Source organism: Beduinella massiliensis (assembly GCF_900199405.1).
Lineage (GTDB): Bacteria > Bacillota > Clostridia > Christensenellales > Aristaeellaceae > Beduinella > Beduinella massiliensis.
Window position 1 is genome coordinate 736,364 of sequence record NZ_LT963430.1, and the last position, 20,551, is coordinate 756,914.

Below are 20,551 nucleotides of genomic sequence, written 5' to 3' on the forward strand. Positions count from 1 at the left end.
GAGGAATAGTTTTATGGAAAAGAAACAAAAAAAGAGACTTGAGGATTATGAATGGCTGCGCGTTCGATATATCGGAGATTACTACAAGGTATCGCTGATAAAAGGTAAAGAGTACAACGCGATGGTTAGACATCCAAAATGGTATGCAATCTGCGATGAATCGGAAGAATACTATATGTTCCCTGCCGGAATGTTTGAAGTCTTAGGCAAAGGAGAACCTGCTGTAGAACATTATAGGGAGTCGCTCAAGAAAGACCAGTATGACCCCAACGACGTCGTTAAATATCCCGACGTGATTATCAAAAAGGAAGATTGAAGGCAAAGGAGGTTCTCGCCGCCCCGAAGATGGCGGCGGCAACCCGCTGCACCTTCATGAACAAAAGAACCGCGCCCCTCTTGACGAGGGGCGCGGGTGTGCTGTACAATGTAGGCAGGAAGGGTGCAACCTTCAGGGTGGTAACACCACCGAACGGCTTAAGGGTTTAGAGCCACGAAAACCGCCAGCAGGCGCAAACTGCAAGGCGGTTTTTAATTTATCGTCTGTTCGATTTGCCGAGCGCGTAAGCGCTGAGCATTAAACCGGCGATAGAGATGAGAAACGCGAGTAACTCGATGTTTGTCATCTATACCACCTCCGCTTCTGTACAGCACGTTGCGGAGGGGAACCACCCTGTAAGACCTTCCTGCCTACATAACGATTTTAACAGGCATCCACTGCGCGTGTCAAGGAAAATCCCAGCAGCATAGAACGAAGAAACAGGGCCCGACGTCAAGGCAAGCTTTTGCCGAGATGCCGGGCTTTTTTGTTTGCTTCCGTTGCAGCGCCTGGTGACAGAGGAAGTGCTGTCTGCGCAGAAGACGAACAAGCAGGAGACGGAGACGGCGGACAAGCTGGCGGCGCAGGCGGCGGAGTACGAAAGCACGGCGGCGCAGCACGACCGGCAGGTACAGGAGGCGACGGAGCAGCTTCTGAGCGGCGAGGGCGATTCGAAAGCGCTGGGCGAAAAGATTCAGAAGGAAGCGGAGGCGCGGGACGAGGCGCAGGGGAAAGCGGATGGACTGCGGGCGCAGGAGCAGGAGCACCGGGGCCTGGCGCAAGAGGCGCAGACGCAGCTCAACGATCTGATGCAGCAGGGAATGAACGAGCTGCGCAGGCAGAGCCTGTCACAGGCGGTCGCGAACAACGTGCTGTCGATGGAAACGATCCAGATGCAGGCGGCAGCGCGCGCGGGCGGCGTGGCGGCGGCGTACGAGGGGCTCGACACGAAAGACCGGAAGGTGAAGCGGTACATCGGGGACTTCACGCGGCGCACGGGCGTGGAGGTGACGTTTGAGAAGCTGGGGCCGGGGATCGAAGGGTACTACGACCGTGAGAACGGGCGCATGGTGCTTTCCAGCAAGCTGGACGGCGCGTCGGCGGTGAAGGCGGTGAGCGTGCACGAATTGACGCACCACCTGGAAGGGACGGCGGGCTACGACGAGTACGCGGCGTTCGTGCTGGAAAGCCGGTACGGTTCGGACGAGGCGGCGCTTTCGGAGGCGATAGCGCAGACGACGGAAGCGTATGCGCGCGCGGGGATCGAGCTGGACGAGGACGGCGCGAGGCGGGAGCTGGTGGCGCAGGCGACGCGGGAGGTAATCTACGCGGACAGCGCGGCGGTGGACCGGCTGGTGCGGACGGACCGGAACGCGGCGCAGCGAATCTACGACGGAATCAAGGACTTCGTGAAGGGCCTCGGCGTGGACAGGAACGACCCGCAGTACGCGGACATCCGCAAGGCGCAGAAGCTGTTTGAAAACACGCTGAACGAAAAGAAAACCCTCGCCGGCGGCGAGGGAGCAGACGGGAACCTGCCCGAAATTCAGTATACGATCGAGAAGAGCTTTTACCAGCAGATCGACGAGGTGCAGAAGGGCACGTTCCCGCGTTACGATCAGGTTTACATTTCAAATACAAACGAAGTGCTGCGCGTCCTCGGCGTGAAGGAGCTGCCGATTCTCATGTCGCCCGATAAGCTGAAGCTCGTCATGGGCAAGGAAGGGCGCGTCGACGGCAAGAACCAGCACGGCCTGACCATCAGGCAGCTGGGCCAACTGCCCAAGGCGATGGAGCAGCCGCTGGCCGTGATCGGGTCGAAGAGCGTGCCGGGAAGAATCATCGTCATGACGTCGCTGCCGGATGCAAAAGGAAACAGCATTGTCGTGCCGATTGAGCTGAATACAAAGGGGCGCCTGGGCGGAGAGTACGTGGATGCGCACGTCGCGGCGAGCGCCTACGGCAAGAGCCACGCGGAAAACATGTTTATGCAGGCCATAGCGGACAATGAAATCTACTACGTAGACGCAAAAAAATGCCGCTCCTTCGGCTGGGAAGCCGAGCTCCAATCGCTCGGTGCCATACCTAAGAACGGCTACATCCGTATGATACCACAAATATCTTCGGATGTCAATAACCAGTCTACGCAGGACGGCGGAAAAGTGTAGGAGTACAATACATATTGGACAGTAGAAGAAAAAAAGGATGAAGGATATGGCCTCATCGGTTATAGTTGGAGTTGCGGACAACAACTATACGAGAGGGGGCCACATCCTTCATGAGCAAGAGTATAACACAGGACATGGCATATCGGCAATCCCTGATGAAGTATGCGGTGAAATACGGCGTGAGCCGGGCCAGCCGGAAATACAACAAGAGCCGGTCGTATATCTACTTCTGGAAAGCTCGCTGGGATGGGAGCATGGCCTCCCTGGCCTGCCAGTCCCGACGTCCCCACAGTCATCCCAACCAGCATACCGAAGCAGAGCTGAAGCTGATCCGGGATATGCGCCGCAGAGATCCCAAACTAGGTATGGTGGAACTGTGGCACCGCTTACGTCGGCGGGGATATACCCGCCGCCCGGAGAGCCTCTTCCGCGTAATGCGGAAACTAGGGTTATTCCCACAAGTAGAGAAGAAGCCGGCTTATAGGCCCAAGCCTTATGAGCAGATGACCTATCCTGGACAGCGCGTTCAGGTGGATGTGAAGGTGGTGCCCCGCCGCTGTATCGCGGACCCGGAGCTGCGCCTGTTTCAGTACACTGCCATGGATGAGTTTACCCGACTGCGCTTCCTGGCCGCTTACCCTGAGCAGTCTACTTATTCTTCCGCTGACTTTCTCAAAAGGCTGTTCAAGTGGTATGCCCGCCGGGGTATCCGGGTAGAGTGTGTCCAGACCGACAACGGCTTTGAATTCACCAACCGCTTTTCCAACAGCAAACGCAATCAGGTAACTCTGTTTGAGAAAACGGCTGCTGATCTGGGAATTCGTCATAAGCTCATAAAACCATACACACCTCGCCACAACGGTAAGGTTGAACGCAGTCACAGAGAAGACCAAAAGCTATTCTACAATACCCACTCTTTCTTCTCGCTCGATGACTTTGGTGGGCAGCTAGCTGCCCACCAAGCTCGCACCAACAACAGACCGATGCGCCCTCTCCTTTGGGCTTCGCCTAGAGAGTTCCTTCTTGCTTTCACTGTCCAAGATGTTTGACAAACCTACACAGTCTACGCAGGACGGCGGAAAAGATGCATCCGGGAAGCAATTTTCTGTTGAGCAGGGCGCGGAGGGAGGAACGGAGGACGAAAGTGCAAATGCGCTGACGGAAGACAGAAGCCTGGAAAACAGAGAAATGCCCGAAGAAACGGGCAATCCGCAGGATGGAAACGATGCGACAGCGCGGACGGAAACCGGCGGGGAAGAAAACCTGATGGAGCAGGCCGCGGAGACGGAAGCCCCGATGGAAAAAACGGAAGAGGGGTTGAAGAAGCTGCCCAGCAGCTACATCGACAAATCGACCGAGAAGCACACGCCGGAGCAAATCGAACGCATGTGGAATTACAAAAACGCGGTCGATCCCCGCATTCTGGAGATGGCACAGATGTACAGGGAGGATAAGCACGCAAAATTCAAGCGTTTGACAATTTCGGAGGTGAGCGAACACGAGGCGAAGGACATTCTGTCGCTGACCGGTGTAGATGTGTCGGGATACGTACATGCGGTGGACCGTAACTTCTTTGAGCATGTAGAACGCAGACACGGGCCGGACGGGCAGCAGGATAGAAGTATGGCGGATTTAAACGACGTAGCGAGAGCGACATACGTCATAAATAATTATGATGATGTAAAGCTTCTTGTTGAAAATGATGGAACACCTACAACAACTATTGCCTATGTAGATAAAAATGCAAAACCTGATTTGCTTATACAGTACTCAAAGCAGATTGATGGTGTAGCCTATGTGGTAGAAGCTGTCGGGTCTAATGCTTGGCGAAAACTTTGGCTCTTGTCAGCTTATATCAAAAAATAAATGCCCTGTGCAAGCACAGAGCATCGTCAGTTACGCAAACGGCTCATGCCGAGGCCTTGGCCACAACGTCCGAAACGCAAATGCTTCTCCTGACATAATTAGTATAACGTAGTTCTTTAAAAAAGTCAAGAGAAGATCAATGACCAGATGGCCGCGCAGGGCGCGCGGGCAAAGGCAGAGGAGGAAAGGCAGAAGAAGAGCCAGCCCAGCGTCCCCGACCCGGCGGCAGTAAGCACCGGCACATCCGCTAAGGCGGCGGGCATCGCCGCCAACGGGGAAAAAGAAACGCAAACGACGGAGCAATACGGCCCGCAGCTGCCGGAGGGCTTGCGCCACGACCCGGAGATGGACGGGCAGTTTGTGGACAGCTTTATTCAGGCGCGGCTGCGGGGCCCGCAGGCCTTTGCCGCGTGGGTGGATACCCTGCCGCTGCCGGGAAGCGGCGCGAAGGAGACGGCGGCCGCTCCCCTGTTTGCCCAGACGAACGGCGGAGATGTGCAGCCGGTTGAAACCGTGGACGGGCAGGGGGATGCCGCGCAGGAGCCGGACGAGGTGGGGCTCGTGGAGGCGGCGCTTGACAGGGTCGAAGGGGCGAACGCGGAGGCGGAAACGGAGGAAAACGGCCCGACACCTGCGCTGACGGAAGAGCCGACGGAAGAGCCGATGCCTCAGCCGACGCCCGGCCCGACACCTGAGCCGACGCCCGGCCCGACGGAAGAGCCGACGGAAGAGCCGAGGCCTCAGCCCATGCCGGGCCCAACGCCCGGCCCGACGCCGGAACCCGAACAGGGCACGCAGACGGAATCCACGGAGGAGCCGACACCCGAACTGGCAGCGGAACAGCCGCTTGAAGAGAGCGCGACATTGCAGCAGGCGACGCCAGCCCTCGAAGACGGGGTATCCGCGGCTGAGCAGGAAACGGAGCCAGACGACGCGGCGGAAGAAATAGATTTGTGGAGCGCAAACACAGATTACGTAGCGGGGATCGACACGCAGCTAAAGGAGATACGCGAGCGGATCGCCGCGATCGATGGGGAGCTCGCAGAAGGTCCGAACGAGGCGCTGAGCGCTGAGCGCGAACAGCTCGTAGAGAGCCAGAAGCAATTAAGGAGCGACCGCGCGCGGGGCGTGGGCAAATGGACGGTCGCGGAAGAGCTGGTTCAGTCCATACAGGAGCAGTGGGAGACGCTGCAAGCGCAGTTTGATGCGGGAGATTACCGCGCGTTTATCGAGGATGAAGAGCTGTGGGACGCGGTGAAGGACGACCCGGAGAGCGCGAAATACGCGGCGCAGACGGAGTTGGGGCGCCGGCAGAAGGAATTGAACCTGCAAAGTACGGTGGTGCTGGCGCATCAGCCCCATGACGACGAAACGCGGTTTTACCGCAGCACGGCGGATTCCAGCTGGCTGAAAATGCTCTACGATCGGGAAATTGCGCTGCAAAGCGGGGATACGGCGCGCGTGCAGGAGATCAACGCGGCCATGGACGCGGCGGGCTTTGAAAAAAAGTGGCCGGAGGAGGTCGCGGCCGAGAAAAGGCTTCAGGAGGAGATGATCGCCTATCAGCGGGAGCAGGGCGACGAGGTAACGCGCCAAAAGCTCGGGTACGCGGCAGATCGAAAGCTGACGGACGAAGACTACCTGCGGGCGGCACAAATCGACGGGGACTTTACAATGTTCAATCTTTGGCATGATCCAAAAGCGATCGCAGATTTTTTCTCTCTTAGCGGCGATGTGAATCTGTTTGAAGAGATTGGGAAAAATGGCATCTTTGGAGGTCTGTTCAGCTATACGGAAAAATCAAAAGAGGGCTATGAAGATCGGTTGAATCAGGCGGTTCAAATAATTATAGGTGATGGCGCAAGCTACGCACAGACAAAAAACGCAAAGGACATTTTGAGTGTGGTGCCTTCCGTAAGCGGAGGAGCTATACAGGGCGTTCTCAGCATCGCGGACGCCCTCCCCTTCGTCATCACCGAAATGTATTACCAGGTGAACAAGAATCGACTGGGTACGGAAGAATCGTGGGAACAGATGCGGATGGACGACTGGTTCTTCAACGTGATGTGCATGGTTAGAGACTTTTCGTCCGATGTGATGGATTCTATGGACGTGGATGTGTCGGCGCGCAGCAAGTGGGTCGGAATGGCGGAGGGCGTATCCTATACGGTGGCGCAGAACCTTAGAATTTATGAGCTGAGCCGCGGAGTCGCAAATTTGCTCGTGTCCAACTTTGCCCATACGATACCGCAGGCAGGCAAGCTGTTCACGACAGTGCGCCTTGTAACGCAGGATGTTGGATTTTGGATGACCGGTTACAAGAGCTGCGTGCAGGAGGCGCTTGTGGCTGGGGCGACGCAGGAAGAGGCATTTTGGTACGGCGTGGTCGGCGCATCCATTAGCGCCGCGGTAGAGCGCATCGATGACCTTGGCGGGCGATATTGGGGAAGCGCGGACAGCGCCACCCAGGGCTTGATGAAGTACTTCGAAGGGCGCGGAGAGAAGTGGAAATGGGTAGAAAGCATGGCCGACAGCTTCTTAGGGGAGCGCGTTGAATCGCGAATCGAGGATCCGCTGCAGGCGCTGGCGCAGAAGATCCTGTACGACCCGGACAAGCCGTGGTACGGCAAGGACGGCGTCTTCGACCCGGAGCGCTCGAATGAAGCGGCGAGAATCAGCGGCATCGGCGGTCTGATTCTGGGCGGCCTTGGCGGCATTTCAGCGCGCCGTGCGCAGATACAGGCGCAGGGAGGCGTGGATGTTGAAACCGGCAATCCAAATACAAAGGCGATTGAATCAGCGGCAAAAGCCGCTGCGGCGCTAGGAGACGAGAACAGCAGCCAGAAGACGCAGAACATAGCGACGAAGGTGCTGGATTCGGTGACCGAAAACGGGGACGCGCCGGAATACATGATGAAGGCGCTGGAGGACGCGCGGACAGAGGACATAGCGGCGAAGGCGACGGGCGGAAAGGCCGCCAAATCGCGCGAGGAACTGGGGAAGGCGCAAGACGGGCTGAAGGAAAAGATAGGGAAAAGAAGCATTGCGGAGGCGAACGTACAGAAGCAGGAGCAGTGGCTGCTCGGGATGAAGAAGGCGCTGAAGGAAAACCCGACGCCGGAAAACCTGAAGGCATACCAAAAGGCGCAGGCGGATCACAGGGCGGCGCAGCAGCAGTTGGAACGCGCGCAGCAGGAGGTGATCGCGCAGCAGCGAGCGGTAAACGGCTAGAAGGAGCAGGCGGATGCGGATTACAAGACGTCGCAGCAGGATAAGGTAAAGCTGGAGGAATCGATCCGCGGGGTGCAGGATGGAATTGCCGCGCTGCCGCAGGAGCAGCAGGCGGGCCTGCGCGAGCTGTGGCAGAAGAACGTGGAAGCGCTCGGCATAGACGAGGGCACGGCGGCTACCTTGGAGGCCGTGCAGGAGGCGCGGAAGGCGGCTGCGGAGGTTGAAGCAGAAAAAACGGAATCTCAGAATATTTCAGAAGAAACGGGTGATTTGCAGGAGACAACGGACGCAGACGGTGATATAATGGAGGAGGATAAAGGCGAAAATACGTTCGCAGATTTGACGGCAGAAGAAGAAATAACAGATCAGAGCGCTAGCGAAAATGATATAGAGAAACCGAATGAAGAGCAAGTAGTAATTAAATTCTTGCCAACTTCAGGGATTCCAATTGCTAATAATCCTGATAAAACCACAACTATTTTAGGCAGGTATCAAACTGATATAAAATGGATAATCGAGGAGCTTAATATCGAAAAAAATACAGATTTCGGAGAAAAAAAGGGAGGTTTCAATGTACTAAATGTTCCAGATGATTTTTACATTACCGGCGAACAATTTTGGCAGGAATACAATAAACCATTTCTTGATGCTGCAATAGAAAGAGGCGACGATATTGTAATGACGACACCTATTAATAATAGCTCAATGTACCTTATCTCTGGAGAAATTACAGGTTATGGAAGAGAATATCAGTATTTGTGTTCTCATGGTTATGAACTTGTCAATGGGAAAATGGTGAAAAAAGAGGAGGAATAAGGATGGCGATTTTGGACTTAGAGAAACAAGAAATTATTAAGCAAGGGTCTTTTTTGGAGAAAATAGGGTTTAGGCGAACGAACTATGAGTACATGATAAATTATACTTCTGATAACATATCAATATGTGTAGCTTTCCCGCCGTGTATAGATGAGAGCGACATAACAATTCGATACACTGATACGAATCAGGTATTTAGTGTAAATTGGATTGCCTTTGTACGAAACAAAATAGATCCAAATATAAAAAGATTAAAAAGAATTAAAATTTTACTTAGCTATATGGAAGACAATATTACTAATCTGTTGAATTATCAATATTGTTTGGAAAGCAATAAACTTGTTGACAAATATGTTGAAGAGCATCGACAGATATTTGATAAAGCTGTAAGTGATTTTTTATCCAAGAACTAGATGATGAATTCGCTTTAGCATGAGAAAAAAGCTATTGAAGGCGACACCAAGGTAGGAATCCAGTCCGTCGGCTGACAAAGTCGGCGGGAACCCGTTGCGCCTTCGTGAACAAAAGAACCGCGCCCCTCTTGACGAAGGGCGCGGGCGTGCTGTACAATGTAGGCAGGAAGGGTGCATCCTTCAGGGTGGTAACACCACCGAACGACTTAAGGGTTTAGAGCCACGAAAACCGCCAGCAGGGGCAAACTGCAAGGCGGTTTTTAATTTATCGTCTGTTCGATTTGCCGAGCGCGTAAGCGCTAAGCATTAAACCGGCGATAGAGATGAAAAACGCGAGCAACTCGATGTTTGTCATCTGCACCACCTCCGCTTCTGTACAGCGCGTTGCGGAGGGAAACCGCAGGGAGGGCAAAGCCCGACTAGGCCCGCGCAATTTGAAAAATTGCCGGGCCGTACCCCACGTGCGTAGCAGGCGGGGCGACTTACCCTGTAAGACCTTCCTGCCTACGGCATCATCATAGCAGTTAATTCCCGTACATGTCAAGGAGCAGATAGACCATCTAATTGGGTTCCAAATAAGAAGCGTAGAAGGGCTACACCAAGGCAATTTCTGCCTCGGTGTCGCCCTTTTTAATTTTATAGAGGACGAAAGGGTTGAGTATTGGAAGCGCAGGCCCCGAAGACAAAGGACGAGGTGATTTTGAAGCAGCGGCTTTTGCTGTTCGAGGAGTTTGGGGGAAGCACCGGGAGCACACGAGCGGGCACTGATGTGCCGAAGGTAAAGCGGATTTTGGACAAGGAGTTGAAAGACGGGCGGAGACTGGCGCGGTGTTTTATGATCGAGCTGGTCAATGCTGTGATAGTTTACCTAAGGCAGCGGTACTTCTTTATGGTCCAATGGGTTTTCGCAAAATTGCGTGACGCGTCGTCAGAAAAAATGTAGTATAATAAACTTATGCGAACTTATATTCGCATTGTGTGTTTGGACGGTAAGCGGCGAACGTGCTGCGAGGCGTGGAACGGAAAGGAAGAGCGGAGGGCATACACCAGGGGCGGGGTTTAACAGCACGAGGGAAAAAGGGGGAGAGCGCGGGATGACGGAGGAAGAGAAGAAGCGCAGGGGAGAAGAGCTCAAGCGCAGACGGCAGGCGGAAAACAAGGCGAAGGGCGCGCATAAGACGAGCGCGCGCCCGGACGCGCCGCGGGCGACGACGGGGCAGGAAGACACGAACGCCGCGCTGGAGGCGGCGGCCCAGGGGGTCAAGCGCCCCGAAACCGCGGACGCGCAGGCAAAGGCGGTAAGCACCGGCACATCTACCAAGGCGGCGGGCATCGCCGCCAACGGGGAAAAAGAAACGCAAACGACGGAGCCATACGGCCCGCAGCCGCCGGAGGGCTTGCGCCACGACCCGGAGATGGACGGGCAGTTTGTGGACAGCTTTATTCAGGCGCGGCTGCGGGGCCCGCAGGCCTTTGCCGCGTGGGTGGATACCCTGCCGCCGCCGGGAAGCGGCGCGAAGGAGACGGCGGCCGCTCCCCTGTTTGCCCAGACGAACGGCGGAGATGTGCAGCCGGTTGAAACCGTGGACGGGCAGGGGGATGCCGCGCAGGAGCCGGACGAGGTGGGGCTTGTGGAGGCGGCGCTTGACAGGGTCGAAGGGGCGAACGCGGAGGCGGAAACGGAGGAAAACGGCCCGACACCTGCGCTGACGGAAGAGCTGACGGAAGAGCCGATGCCTCAGCCGACGCCCGGCCCGACACCTGAGCCGACGCCCGGCCCGACGGAAGAGCCGACGGAAGAGCCGAGGCCTCAGCCCATGCCGGGCCCAACGCCCGGCCCGACGCCGGAACCCGAACAGGGCACGCGGACGGAATCCACGGAGGAGCCGACACCCGAACTGGCAGCGGAACAGCCGCTTGAAGAGAGCGCGACATTGCAGCAGGCGACGCCAGCCCTCGAAGACGGGGTATCCGCGGCTGAGCAGGAAACGGAGCCAGACGACGCGGCGGAAGAAATAGATTTGTGGAGCGCAAACACAGATTACGTAGCGGGGATCGACACGCAGCTAAAGGAGATACGCGAGCGGATCGCCGCGATCGATGGGGAGCTCGCAGAAGGTCCGAACGAGGCGCTGAGTGCTGAGCGCGAACAGCTCGTAGAGAGCCAGAAGCAATTACGGAGCGACCGCGCGCGGGGCGTGGGCAAATGGACGGTCGCGGAAGAGCTGGTTCAGTCCATACAGGAGCAGTGGGAGACGCTGCAAGCGCAGTTTGATGCGGGAGATTACCGCGCGTTCATCGAGGATGAAGAGCTGTGGGACGCGGTGAAGGACGACCCGGAGAGCGCGAAATACGCGGCGCAGACGGAGTTGGGGCGCCGGCAGAAGGAATTGAACCTGCAAAGTACGGTGGTGCTGGCGCATCAGCCCCATGACGGCGAAACGCGGTTTTACCGCAGCACGGCGGATTCCAGCTGGCTGAAAATGCTCTACGATCGGGAAATTGCGCTGCAAAGCGGGGATACGGCGCGCGTGCAGGAGATCAACGCGGCCATGGACGCGGCGGGCTTTGAAAAAAAGTGGCCGGAGGAGGTCGCGGCCGAGAAAAGGCTTCAGGAGGAGATGATCGCCTACGCGTATAAACGCGGGGATGAGGCGGTGCGCAAGAAGCTGAATCTTGGAAGCGATGAAGAGGTGACGGACGCACATCGCCTGCAATATGCCCAGACGGACGTAGGCGTTCTCAATTGGATCATTTTTCACCCCATCAAGTCCATGCAGCAAAACATGGAATACCTGTCCGGCGAGGAAGGGATCAGTTTCTGGGAGTATTTCAAAAGGTCGTTTACGGATGACGAGCTCAAAAAAGCGCAATTCAATGACAGATACCATTTTGTTTCATACGATCCAGACAGCGAAGACAGCTATGACGAGCAGTTCTTCCAGGCGATGGCCGAAAGACGCATTGTGGGCGACGAAGGCAGCTACGCAGAGATGGAGGCCGGGGCAGACATTGCGGCGCTGCCATCGGCGGTCGGTTCAGGAATGGTGCGGCCGCGGGTAGATGTGGTGGGCAGCACGGTTCGATTTATCGCGGATACGTATTATCAGTTCAACAAGGACCAGATGGGCGGCACGTGCTCCAAGGAGCAGATGCGCGTGGATGACTGGTTTTACAATTTGTTGTGCACCACGGAAGAAATAGCGGACAAGGCGTCTGACATGCTGGATGTGGACGTTTCCCAGCGCTCCGGCTGGGTGCAGGACGTGGAAAACATCAGCTACAGCGTAGCGCAAAACTACAGATTTTCCAAGATTGCCGGATTCGTCGGCGGGCTGTTGGCAAACTTCGCGCACACCGTACCACAGGCGCAGAAGGTGTTCACACTGGGGCGAAAATTCGTTGAAACCATCGAATTCTGGGTGAGTGGATACAAATCGGGCGCAATGTCGATCGCGGCGGCGGGAGGAGACGACGACCAGCAATATATGGGGGGCATCTTACACGCGGGGGTGGAGGCGTTCACGGAACATCTGGACGACCTGGGCGCGCTGATCGCACCCTATGGGGGCACAAAGGGGATAGACGAAGCGGTGGAAGCCATGGGAGGCTGGGAAAAGATAGAAACGGTGTTCAAGGCGTTCATAGGCGAAGGGAGTGAGGAGGTGATAGGGTCGCCGCTGCACCGCCTGGTGGACAAGGGCCTCGTCGATCCTGATATGCCGTGGACGGGAGAGGGCGGCGTCATAGACGTAGAGGACATGTGGGAAGGCGGCAAGGTGGGCGGTATCTCCGGCATGATTCTGGCGCTCATGAGCGTGTGCGGCACTGGAAACGAACACAGCGCGCGCACCTTTGAGGAGGCGAAGCCGAAGACTGCGGGGGACACGGCGGAGTCCTGGATGCCGGCGGGAAGCAAGCAGCGCGCCGTGGCAGAGGCGATATCCGTGCTGGAAAGCGAAGACGCCAGCGAGAAGACGCGGAAAAACGCAGAAAAGATACTGGATACGATCGCGGACGGACAAGAAGTGCCGGAATACATGATGAAGGCGTTGGAGGACGCGCGGGCAGAGGACATAGCGGCGAAGGCGGCGGGCGGAAAGGCCGCCAAATCACGCGAGGAACTGGGGAAGGCGCAAGACGGGCTGAAGGAAAAGATAGGGAAAAGAAGCATTGCGGAGGCGAACGTACAGAAGCAGGAGCAGTGGCTGCTCAGGATGAAGAAGGCGCTGAAGGAAAACCCGACGCCGGAAAACCTGAAGGCATACCAAAAGGCGCAGGCGGATCACAGGGCGGCGCAGCAGCAGTTGGAACGCGCGCAGCAGGAAGTGATCGCGCAGCAGCGAGCGGTAAACGGCTGGAAGGAGCAGGCGGATGCGGATTACAAGACGTCGCAGCAGGATAAGGTAAAGCTGGAGGAATCGATCCGCGGGGTACAGGATGGAATTGCCGCGCTGCCGCAGGAGCAGCAGGCGGGCCTGCGCGAGCTGTGGCAGAAGAACGTGGAAGCGCTCGGCATAGACGAGGGCACGGCGGCTACCTTGGAGGCCGTGCAGGAGGCGGCCGTGACGCAGGAAACGGGCGTAGAGCAAGAGGAAGCGGCCCAAAAGAGCAAGGAGGCAGAAGCACAGGCTGCGAATTCCCCGGAAATCACCAGGTTCCTGAAGGACTTCACGCAGCGCACGGGCGTGCCGATAGAGTTTGGCGAATTTGAAGGCGAGGGGTACTATGACCCGGTTCGCAACGTGATTACCGTATCTAAGGGGCTTTCACAGAGCGAAATCGTGAAGTCGGTCGCCATGCACGAACTGACGCACTACATGGAGGGGAGTAAGCAATACGGCAAGTACGCCGACATGGTTCTGAAGCTGCAATACAAGGGAGATGAAGCAGCGCTGCAGAGCGCAATGGAGGCCAAAAAGGCCGAGTATGCGGAGCACGGCGTAACATTGGACGACGCGGGCGCAAAGGCGGAGCTGGTTGCGCAGGCGACCCGGAATATTGTCTATGCGGACGAAGCGAGCATCGACAGGCTGGTGCGCACGGACAGAAACTTCATCCAGCGCACGGCGGATAACATTCGCGAATTCCTGAATGGGCTTGGTGAACGGCGAAATAATCCGGAGTACGCGGAGATTCGCCGCGCGCAAAAACTCTATGAGAAGGCGTTGAAGCAGACAGAGGGCACATATAGGGCGCTGAAACTGGGCGTCGGTGAGGGCGATCCGCAATATTCCTTCGTGGACAAGTGGTTTAAAGGATTACGGAATAATGAGGTGGAATATACCATTGGCCTTGAAGGAAACGACAGGGACAACCTTCTGTACAAGGGGGACGTCTCCAAGTTAATAGGGCAGGACGTCTTTGACAGCGAACCGTTCCAAAATCTTGTAAAGGATACAAAAGCGGTAGATGAAACGGGAAATCCGATCATTCTCTATCACGGAACGAAGGCGAAGTTCAGCGCGTTCGTCGAACAAAAGGGGGCAGGCAAGAATTTCGATTCGGCGGTCGGCTTCTACTTCACGAGCAGCCCGCTTGTCGCGAACGATTATGGGCAAAATAGCAACAATAAAGGAGGAGACGTATCGGTCATTCCGGTTGTTCTGCGCATGACGAAACCGGTTGAGTTTACGCAAGATGAACTTTATCATAATTTTGAATTGCAAAATGAAATTATAAGTAAAATCAAAAAAATGAAAAAGTATGTAGGTATGCCAAACTTTCAGGATAATTTCAACAAACAATTCCGTCGTTACCCTCAGAAAGTTCAGGACATTGTCTATAATGCTTTCGTTACATACGGAGATATCGATGGAATGATTGTTCGGAACGTAGATTGGGACATTGAAAACAGAGGATTGAACGACCAATATATTGTTTTGGATTCAGATCAAATTATTCCGGCAACAAGGGAGGCATATCAATCTTATCTGCAGAAAATTAATAAGGAGTAAATGTAGAAGCAGCGCAATATAAGTTAATGTTTGATGTATTTTTGATTTGAAACACGGAGGTAGATAAAATGCGTGAAAAAGATATGGAAAAAAATAAGAAACAGTCGATTGACGATAATCTGGAAGACTTGGTTGATGAAGATGATGAAATAAAAGAATCAGATAGACGACTCTACAGAATCCTTTTACAACCACCGAGGCGAATCCTATCAGGAGAACTTATCCCTAACCCTAATTTAAGTGAAGAAACAGTGGCTTTTATAGAAAAGAAGAAAGCTGAGCTAAACGTTGACGATTGGCCCCCGAAATATCGTGGATGGGTTCCCTCCGATGCTCTAGTGGAAGAGTTTATGCAGTTTAGCGAGGAATGGAGAGCGCAAAAGTACGGGGAAGAGAACTAAATAGCACAAATACTCGAACGGTTAAATTGCGGCCCCGCCGTTCATTCCGGGCGGCGGGCGCACGCCTTTCATGAACTAAAAAAGAACCGCGCCCCTCTTGACGAGGGGCGCGGGCGTGCTGTACAATGTAGGCAGGAAGGGCACAACCTTCAGGGTGGTAACACCACCGAAACGGCCTATGCCTTTATAGGGCCATAAAACCGCCAGCAGGTTGCGACTGCAAGGCGGTTTTTAATTTATCGTCTGTTCGATTTGCCGAGCGCGTAAGCGCTGAGCATTAAACCGGCGATAGAGATGAGAAACGCGAGTAACTCGATGTTTGTCATCTGCACCACCTCCGCTTCTGTACAGCACGTTGCGGAGGGAAACCGCAGGGAGGGCAAAGCCCGACTAGGCCCGCGCAATTTGAAAAATTGCCGGGCCGTACCCCGCGTGCGTAGCAGGCGGGGCGACTTACCCTGTAAGACCTTCCTGCCTACATAACGATTTTAACAGCTATCCCCCGCGCGTGTCAAGGGAGAATCCCAACAGCATAGACCAAAGAATGTAGGAGTACAATACATATTGGACAGTAGAAGAAAAAAAGGATGAAGGATATGGCCTCATCGGTTATAGTTGGAGTTGCGGACAACAACTATACGAGAGGGGGCCACATCCTTCATGAGCAAGAGTATAACACAGGACATGGCATATCGGCAATCCCTGATGAAGTATGCGGAGAAATACGGCGTGAGCCGGGCCAGCCGGAAATACAACAAGAGCCGGTCGTATATCTACTTATGGAAAGCTCGCTGGGATGGGAGCATGGCCTCCCTGACCTGCCAGTCCCGGCGTCCCCACAGTCATCCCAACCAGCATACCGAAGCGGAGCTGAAGCTGATCCGGGATATGCGCCGCAGAGATCCCAAACTAGGCATGGTGGAACTGTGGCACCGCTTACGTCGGCGGGGATATACCCGCCGCCCGGAGAGCCTCTTCCGCGTGATGCGGAAACTAGGGTTATTCCCACAAGTAGAGAAGAAGCCGGCTTATAGGCCCAAGCCTTATGAGCAGATGACCTATCCTGGACAGCGCGTTCAGGTGGATGTGAAGGTGGTGCCCCGCCGCTGTATCGCGGACCCGGAGCTGCGCCTGTTTCAGTACACTGCCATGGATGAGTTTACCCGACTGCGCTTCCTGGCCGCTTACCCTGAGCAGTCCACCTATTCTTCCGCTGACTTTCTCAAAAGGCTGTTCAAGTGGTATGCCCGCCGGGGTATCCGGGTAGAGTGTGTCCAGACCGACAACGGCTTTGAATTCACCAACCGCTTTTCCAACAGCAAACGCAATCAGGTAACTCTGTTTGAGAAAACGGCTGCTGATCTGGGAATTCGGCATAAGCTCATAAAACCATACACACCTCGCCACAACGGTAAGGTTGAACGCAGTCACAGAGAAGACCAAAAGCTATTCTACAATACCCACTCTTTCTTCTCGCTCGATGACTTTGGTGGGCAGCTAGCTGCCCACCAAGCTCGCACCAACAACAGACCGATGCGCCCTCTCAATTGGGTTTCGCCTAGGGAGTTCCTCCTTGCTTTCACTGTCCAAGATGTTTGACAAACCTACAGAATCCCAACAGCATAGACCAAAGAAACAGGGCCCGACGTCATGGCAAGCTTTTGCCGAGATGCCGGGCCTTTTTGCTTGCGCCCGCTGCAAAGCTGACGGCGCAGAACCGCCTACGCGCGTCGGGTGCGAGGATAGCGGAAGAGACGTATGGGCAAGAGCAGCGGGAAGCGAACAGCGGGCGGACGGACGAGCAGGCAGATGGGATGGAGGCGCACCCCCCGCAGGAGATGAACGTGCCGGAGACATTGCCCGCGCAGGAAGCAGACGCAGGCAGAGACGGGGATGGCGGAAGGAAATATTTCAGAACAAGCGGGTGATTTGCAGGAGACAACAGACGCAGACGGTGATATAATGGAGGAGGATAAAGGCGAAAATACGTTCGCCGACCCGGCAGAGATGGGAGAAGAAACAATTGATGCGCCGGGAGATTTGTTGGAAAATGGCACCGGTATTGCTGGAAATAAAATTGGTGAAGCAGAAGAACATACCAGGGAAAGCGCTGTATTCAAGACGGAACTCGATTATATAACCTCTACCGGATTAAAGCTAAAAGCAGAACCAGGTAAAACAACCACCATTTTGGGCGCATTCAAGGTGGATACAGAGTCCATACTCAAGGAACTGGGAAACGTCAAAACTCTAGATTTTGGGCCCAGAGAAGGCGGATTTAACTTGCTAAATACGCCGGACGAGTTATATAAGACCCCTGAACAGTTTTGGAATGAGTATAATAAACCATGGCTAGACCAAGTGATAGAAAGAGGCGATCCTATTTATCTGGCGACTGAGCCGGAATATGATGTACTTTATTGGCTGGATACGACAACAGGAGAAGAGAAAATGAAAGGGTTTGGAAGAGAATATACATATTTGATAGAAAATGGATATTACTATGATAAGACTTCCAAACGCATGATAAAGGGGGAAGAATAAATGAAGAATGTTTGGACAGAAATTAATGAAAACATGGCGCTTTATTTTAAAGACTTATTGGAAACATACGACATGAAGGCTGTTAAAGTAAGCTCATTAAGTACCGCATTGATAAATAAACGCTTTGCGTTGATAATATCAATAGATAGATTTGAGGTTGATGTATATTATGTATATAGAGACAACGCCGGTCAGCTGAAGATACTTTCATGCGGAAGTTTTTTTACTGAAAAGTATGATAGTAACGATAGACAAGATTTAATTCTTGTATCTAAAGCAGGCGATTTTATTATAAACTGTCTGACCGTTATTGCTCATGGATTAAAAAGTAAATGGAATGATATGTTGAAAGGAGACACTGCGTGGATGGAAAAATATAAATCTTCTAAATGGTATTCGGAGATGCAATTACGGCCAGAGGAAGAAAAAGTTTTAAGTCAGTATATTTAAAGGTATAAGCTGGCATTATATTCTTCAATAGCTCAGATAAAGCGATAAAACCGATATCTTTGAGAATTCAGCACTAGATAAATCCTTGTTGATTTAGTGTTTGTAGCAAAATGAGACGTCAAGGAACGGCGTCAAGGCAGAAATTGCCTTGACGCCGTTCCTTTTTTTATATTCTACGTAGGAAAGCAAAAAGGAGCAAGTGACGGAGGCGATCCGCGGGGTACGGGATGGAATCGCCGTGCTGCTGCGGACGCACAGGCTAAGGCAACGGGCATCGCCGCCAACGGGGAAAAAGAAACGCAAACGACGGAGCAATACGGCCCGCAGCCGCCGGAGGGCTTGCGCCATGACCCGGAGATGGACGGGCAGTTTGTGGACAGCTTCATTCAGGCGCGGTTGCAGGGCCCGCAGGCCTTTGCCGAGTGGGTGGATGCCCTGCCGCTGCCGGGAAGCGGCGCGAAGGAGACGGCGGCCGCTCCCTTGTTTGTCCAGACAAACGGCGGAGATATGCAGCCGGTTGAAAACGTGGACGGGCAAGGGTATTGTCTATGCGGACGAAGCGAGCATCGACAGGCTGGTGCGCACGGACAGAAACTTCATCCAGCGCACGGCGGATAACATTCGCGAATTCCTGAATGGGCTTGGTGAACGGCGAAATAATCCGGAGTATGCGGAGATTCGCCGCGCGCAGAAACTCTATGAGAAGGCGTTGAAGCAGACAGAGGGCACATATAGGGCGCTGAAACTGGGCGTCGGTGAGGGCGATCCGCAATATTCCTTCGTGGACAAGTGGTTTAAAGGATTACGGAATAATGAGGTGGAATATACCATTGGCCTTGAAGGAAACGACAGGGACAACCTTCTGTATAAGGGGGACGTCTCCAAGTTAATAGGGGAGGACGTCTTTGACAGCGAACCGTTCCAAAATCTTGTAAAGGATACAAAAGCGGTAGATGAAACGGGAAATCCGATCATTCTCTATCACGGAACGAAGGCGAAGTTCAGCGCGTTCGTCGAACAAAAGGGAGCAGGCAAGAATTTCGATTCGGCGGTCGGCTTCTACTTCACGAGCAGCCCGCTTGTCGCGAACGATTATGGGCAAAATAGCAACAATAAAGGAGGAGACGTATCGGTCATTCCGGTTGTCCTGCGCATGACGAAACCGGTTGAGTTTACGCAAGGAGATATCTATAATAATTTTGAAATGCAGAACGGCATATTAAGACGAATCAAAAAGATGAATAAATACGCTGGCAATCCAGATTTTCAAAAAATCTTGATTAAAACTTTTCGTGACTTTCCTCCTAATGTCCAAGAAATTATCTCTAATGCCTATGAAGTGTATGGAGATATTGATGGAATGATCGTTCGGAATGTGGATTGGGATATCGAAAACAGAGGGCTAAACGATCAATACATTGTCCTGGATTCGGATCAAATTATCCCGGCGACAAAGGAGGCATATCAATCCTATCTGCAGAAGATTAATAAACAACGCTAATGGAATGATTAATAAACATAATGGAGCATTTGGTATGACGAAGCGTGGAGGTGAAGAATTTGAAAGGAACTGAAGGATGGTCGCCATATGATGAAGACTGGAAACCTGAGTCTGAGGATGCCGCAAAGTTTCTTGAAGAATTAAAAGAATGGGACAAGGAACTCTACAGAATCCTTTTACAGCCACCAAGACGAATAGGAACAGGAGAACTTCTCCCTACTCCGAAATTTGATGATGAAACAACAGCTTTTATTGAAAAGAAGAAAGCCGAGCTAAACGTTGACGATTGGCCCCCGAAATATCGCGGCTGGACTCCGAACGATGAATTGGTGGAGGAGTTTATGCAGTTTTGCCGAGAGCGGAGAGCTAAAAAGTACGGGGAAGAGAACTAAATAGCAGAAATACTCGAACGGTTAAATTGCGGCCCTGCCGTTCAGTCCGGGCGGCGGGCGCACGCCTTTCATGAACTAAAAAAGAACCGCGCCCCTCTTGACGAGGGGCGCGGGCGTGCTGTACAATGTAGGCAGGAAGGGCACAACCTTCAGGGTGGTAACACCACCGAAACGGCTTTATGGTTATTTCCCAGAAAACCGCCAGCAGGTAGAGACTGCAAGGCGGTTTTTAATTTATCGTCTGTTCGATCTGCCGAGCGCGTAAGCGCTAAGCATTAAACCGGCGATAGAGATGAGAAACGCGAGTAACTCGATGTTTGTCATCTGCACCACCTCCGCTTCTGTACAGCACGTTGCGGAGGGAAACCACCCTGTAAGACCTTCCTGCCTACATAACGATTTTAACAGCTATCCCCGGCGCGTGTCAAGGGAGAATCCCGACAGCATAGAACGAAGAAACAGGGTCCGACGTCATGGTATTGTTTTGGATTCGGAT

General features: G+C 53.8%; 14 protein-coding genes. All 14 read left to right on the forward strand.

Annotation, left to right across the window (positions count from 1 at the left end):
- The first annotated feature begins 13 nt into the window (after window positions 1–13).
- A complete protein-coding gene (locus C1725_RS03980; RefSeq protein WP_102410382.1) occupies window positions 14–316 on the forward strand; it encodes a hypothetical protein in 303 nt (100 codons plus the stop codon).
- 491 nt (window positions 317–807) lie between these two features.
- Entirely contained in the window at window positions 808–2,484 is a 1,677-nt protein-coding gene (locus C1725_RS03985) for a MuF-C-terminal domain-containing protein (protein WP_346026319.1), read from the forward strand.
- Between the two features lie 110 nt (window positions 2,485–2,594).
- Entirely contained in the window at window positions 2,595–3,533 is a 939-nt protein-coding gene (locus C1725_RS03990; RefSeq protein ID WP_102410384.1) for a DDE-type integrase/transposase/recombinase, read from the forward strand.
- Window positions 3,508–4,350: a PBECR3 domain-containing polyvalent protein gene (locus C1725_RS03995; protein WP_346026320.1), complete on the forward strand. Its 843-nt coding sequence runs from the start codon at window positions 3,508–3,510 to the stop codon at window positions 4,348–4,350. Before C1725_RS03990 ends, C1725_RS03995 begins: the two co-directional genes overlap by 26 nt.
- Before the next feature lie 147 nt (window positions 4,351–4,497).
- Window positions 4,498–7,581, forward strand: coding sequence for a hypothetical protein (locus tag C1725_RS19150; protein WP_346026321.1), 3,084 nt, complete (start codon window positions 4,498–4,500; stop codon window positions 7,579–7,581).
- 72 nt (window positions 7,582–7,653) lie between these two features.
- The gene (locus tag C1725_RS19155; RefSeq protein WP_346026322.1) at window positions 7,654–8,397 is read left to right on the forward strand and encodes a hypothetical protein; all 744 of its coding nucleotides are present in this window, start codon (window positions 7,654–7,656) and stop codon (window positions 8,395–8,397) included.
- A 2-nt stretch (window positions 8,398–8,399) separates the two neighbouring features.
- Window positions 8,400–8,810, forward strand: a complete 411-nt coding sequence (locus tag C1725_RS04010; RefSeq protein WP_102410386.1) for a hypothetical protein — start codon at window positions 8,400–8,402, stop codon at window positions 8,808–8,810.
- Between the two features lie 1,094 nt (window positions 8,811–9,904).
- Window positions 9,905–14,767: an ADP-ribosyltransferase-containing protein gene (locus C1725_RS04020; RefSeq protein ID WP_102410388.1), complete on the forward strand. Its 4,863-nt coding sequence runs from the start codon at window positions 9,905–9,907 to the stop codon at window positions 14,765–14,767.
- Between the two features lie 68 nt (window positions 14,768–14,835).
- Window positions 14,836–15,168 (forward strand): hypothetical protein, encoded by a 333-nt coding sequence (locus C1725_RS04025; protein WP_102410389.1) that lies wholly within the window; start codon window positions 14,836–14,838, stop codon window positions 15,166–15,168.
- Window positions 15,169–15,828: 660 nt separating this feature from the next.
- On the forward strand, window positions 15,829–16,767 hold the full coding sequence (locus C1725_RS04030; RefSeq protein ID WP_102410390.1) for a DDE-type integrase/transposase/recombinase: 939 nt from the start codon (window positions 15,829–15,831) through the stop codon (window positions 16,765–16,767).
- 294 nt (window positions 16,768–17,061) lie between these two features.
- Window positions 17,062–17,712, forward strand: coding sequence for a hypothetical protein (locus C1725_RS04040; RefSeq protein ID WP_346026323.1), 651 nt, complete (start codon window positions 17,062–17,064; stop codon window positions 17,710–17,712).
- Entirely contained in the window at window positions 17,713–18,162 is a 450-nt protein-coding gene (locus tag C1725_RS04045; RefSeq protein ID WP_102410392.1) for a hypothetical protein, read from the forward strand. It begins immediately after the preceding gene.
- Between the two features lie 517 nt (window positions 18,163–18,679).
- Complete coding sequence (locus C1725_RS04050; protein WP_102410393.1) at window positions 18,680–19,663, forward strand: ADP-ribosyltransferase-containing protein; 984 nt, start codon at window positions 18,680–18,682, stop codon at window positions 19,661–19,663.
- 59 nt (window positions 19,664–19,722) lie between these two features.
- Entirely contained in the window at window positions 19,723–20,055 is a 333-nt protein-coding gene (locus tag C1725_RS04055; RefSeq protein WP_102410394.1) for a hypothetical protein, read from the forward strand.
- The last annotated feature ends 496 nt before the right edge of the window (window positions 20,056–20,551 follow it).

What these genes read in the sequence shown, in the direction of transcription:
- C1725_RS04030 (WP_102410390.1), top strand. Translation starts at nt 15,829, where the DNA reads ATGAGCAAGAGTATAACACAGGACATGGCATATCGGCAATCCCTGATG.
- C1725_RS04045 (WP_102410392.1), top strand. Translation starts at nt 17,713, where the DNA reads ATGAAGAATGTTTGGACAGAAATTAATGAAAACATGGCGCTTTATTTT.
- C1725_RS04025 (WP_102410389.1), top strand. Translation starts at nt 14,836, where the DNA reads ATGCGTGAAAAAGATATGGAAAAAAATAAGAAACAGTCGATTGACGAT.
- C1725_RS19150 (WP_346026321.1), top strand. Translation starts at nt 4,498, where the DNA reads ATGGCCGCGCAGGGCGCGCGGGCAAAGGCAGAGGAGGAAAGGCAGAAG.
- C1725_RS04010 (WP_102410386.1), top strand. Translation starts at nt 8,400, where the DNA reads ATGGCGATTTTGGACTTAGAGAAACAAGAAATTATTAAGCAAGGGTCT.
- C1725_RS03990 (WP_102410384.1), top strand. Translation starts at nt 2,595, where the DNA reads ATGAGCAAGAGTATAACACAGGACATGGCATATCGGCAATCCCTGATG.
- C1725_RS04040 (WP_346026323.1), top strand. Translation starts at nt 17,062, where the DNA reads ATGGCGGAAGGAAATATTTCAGAACAAGCGGGTGATTTGCAGGAGACA.
- C1725_RS03980 (WP_102410382.1), top strand. Translation starts at nt 14, where the DNA reads ATGGAAAAGAAACAAAAAAAGAGACTTGAGGATTATGAATGGCTGCGC.
- C1725_RS04020 (WP_102410388.1), top strand. Translation starts at nt 9,905, where the DNA reads ATGACGGAGGAAGAGAAGAAGCGCAGGGGAGAAGAGCTCAAGCGCAGA.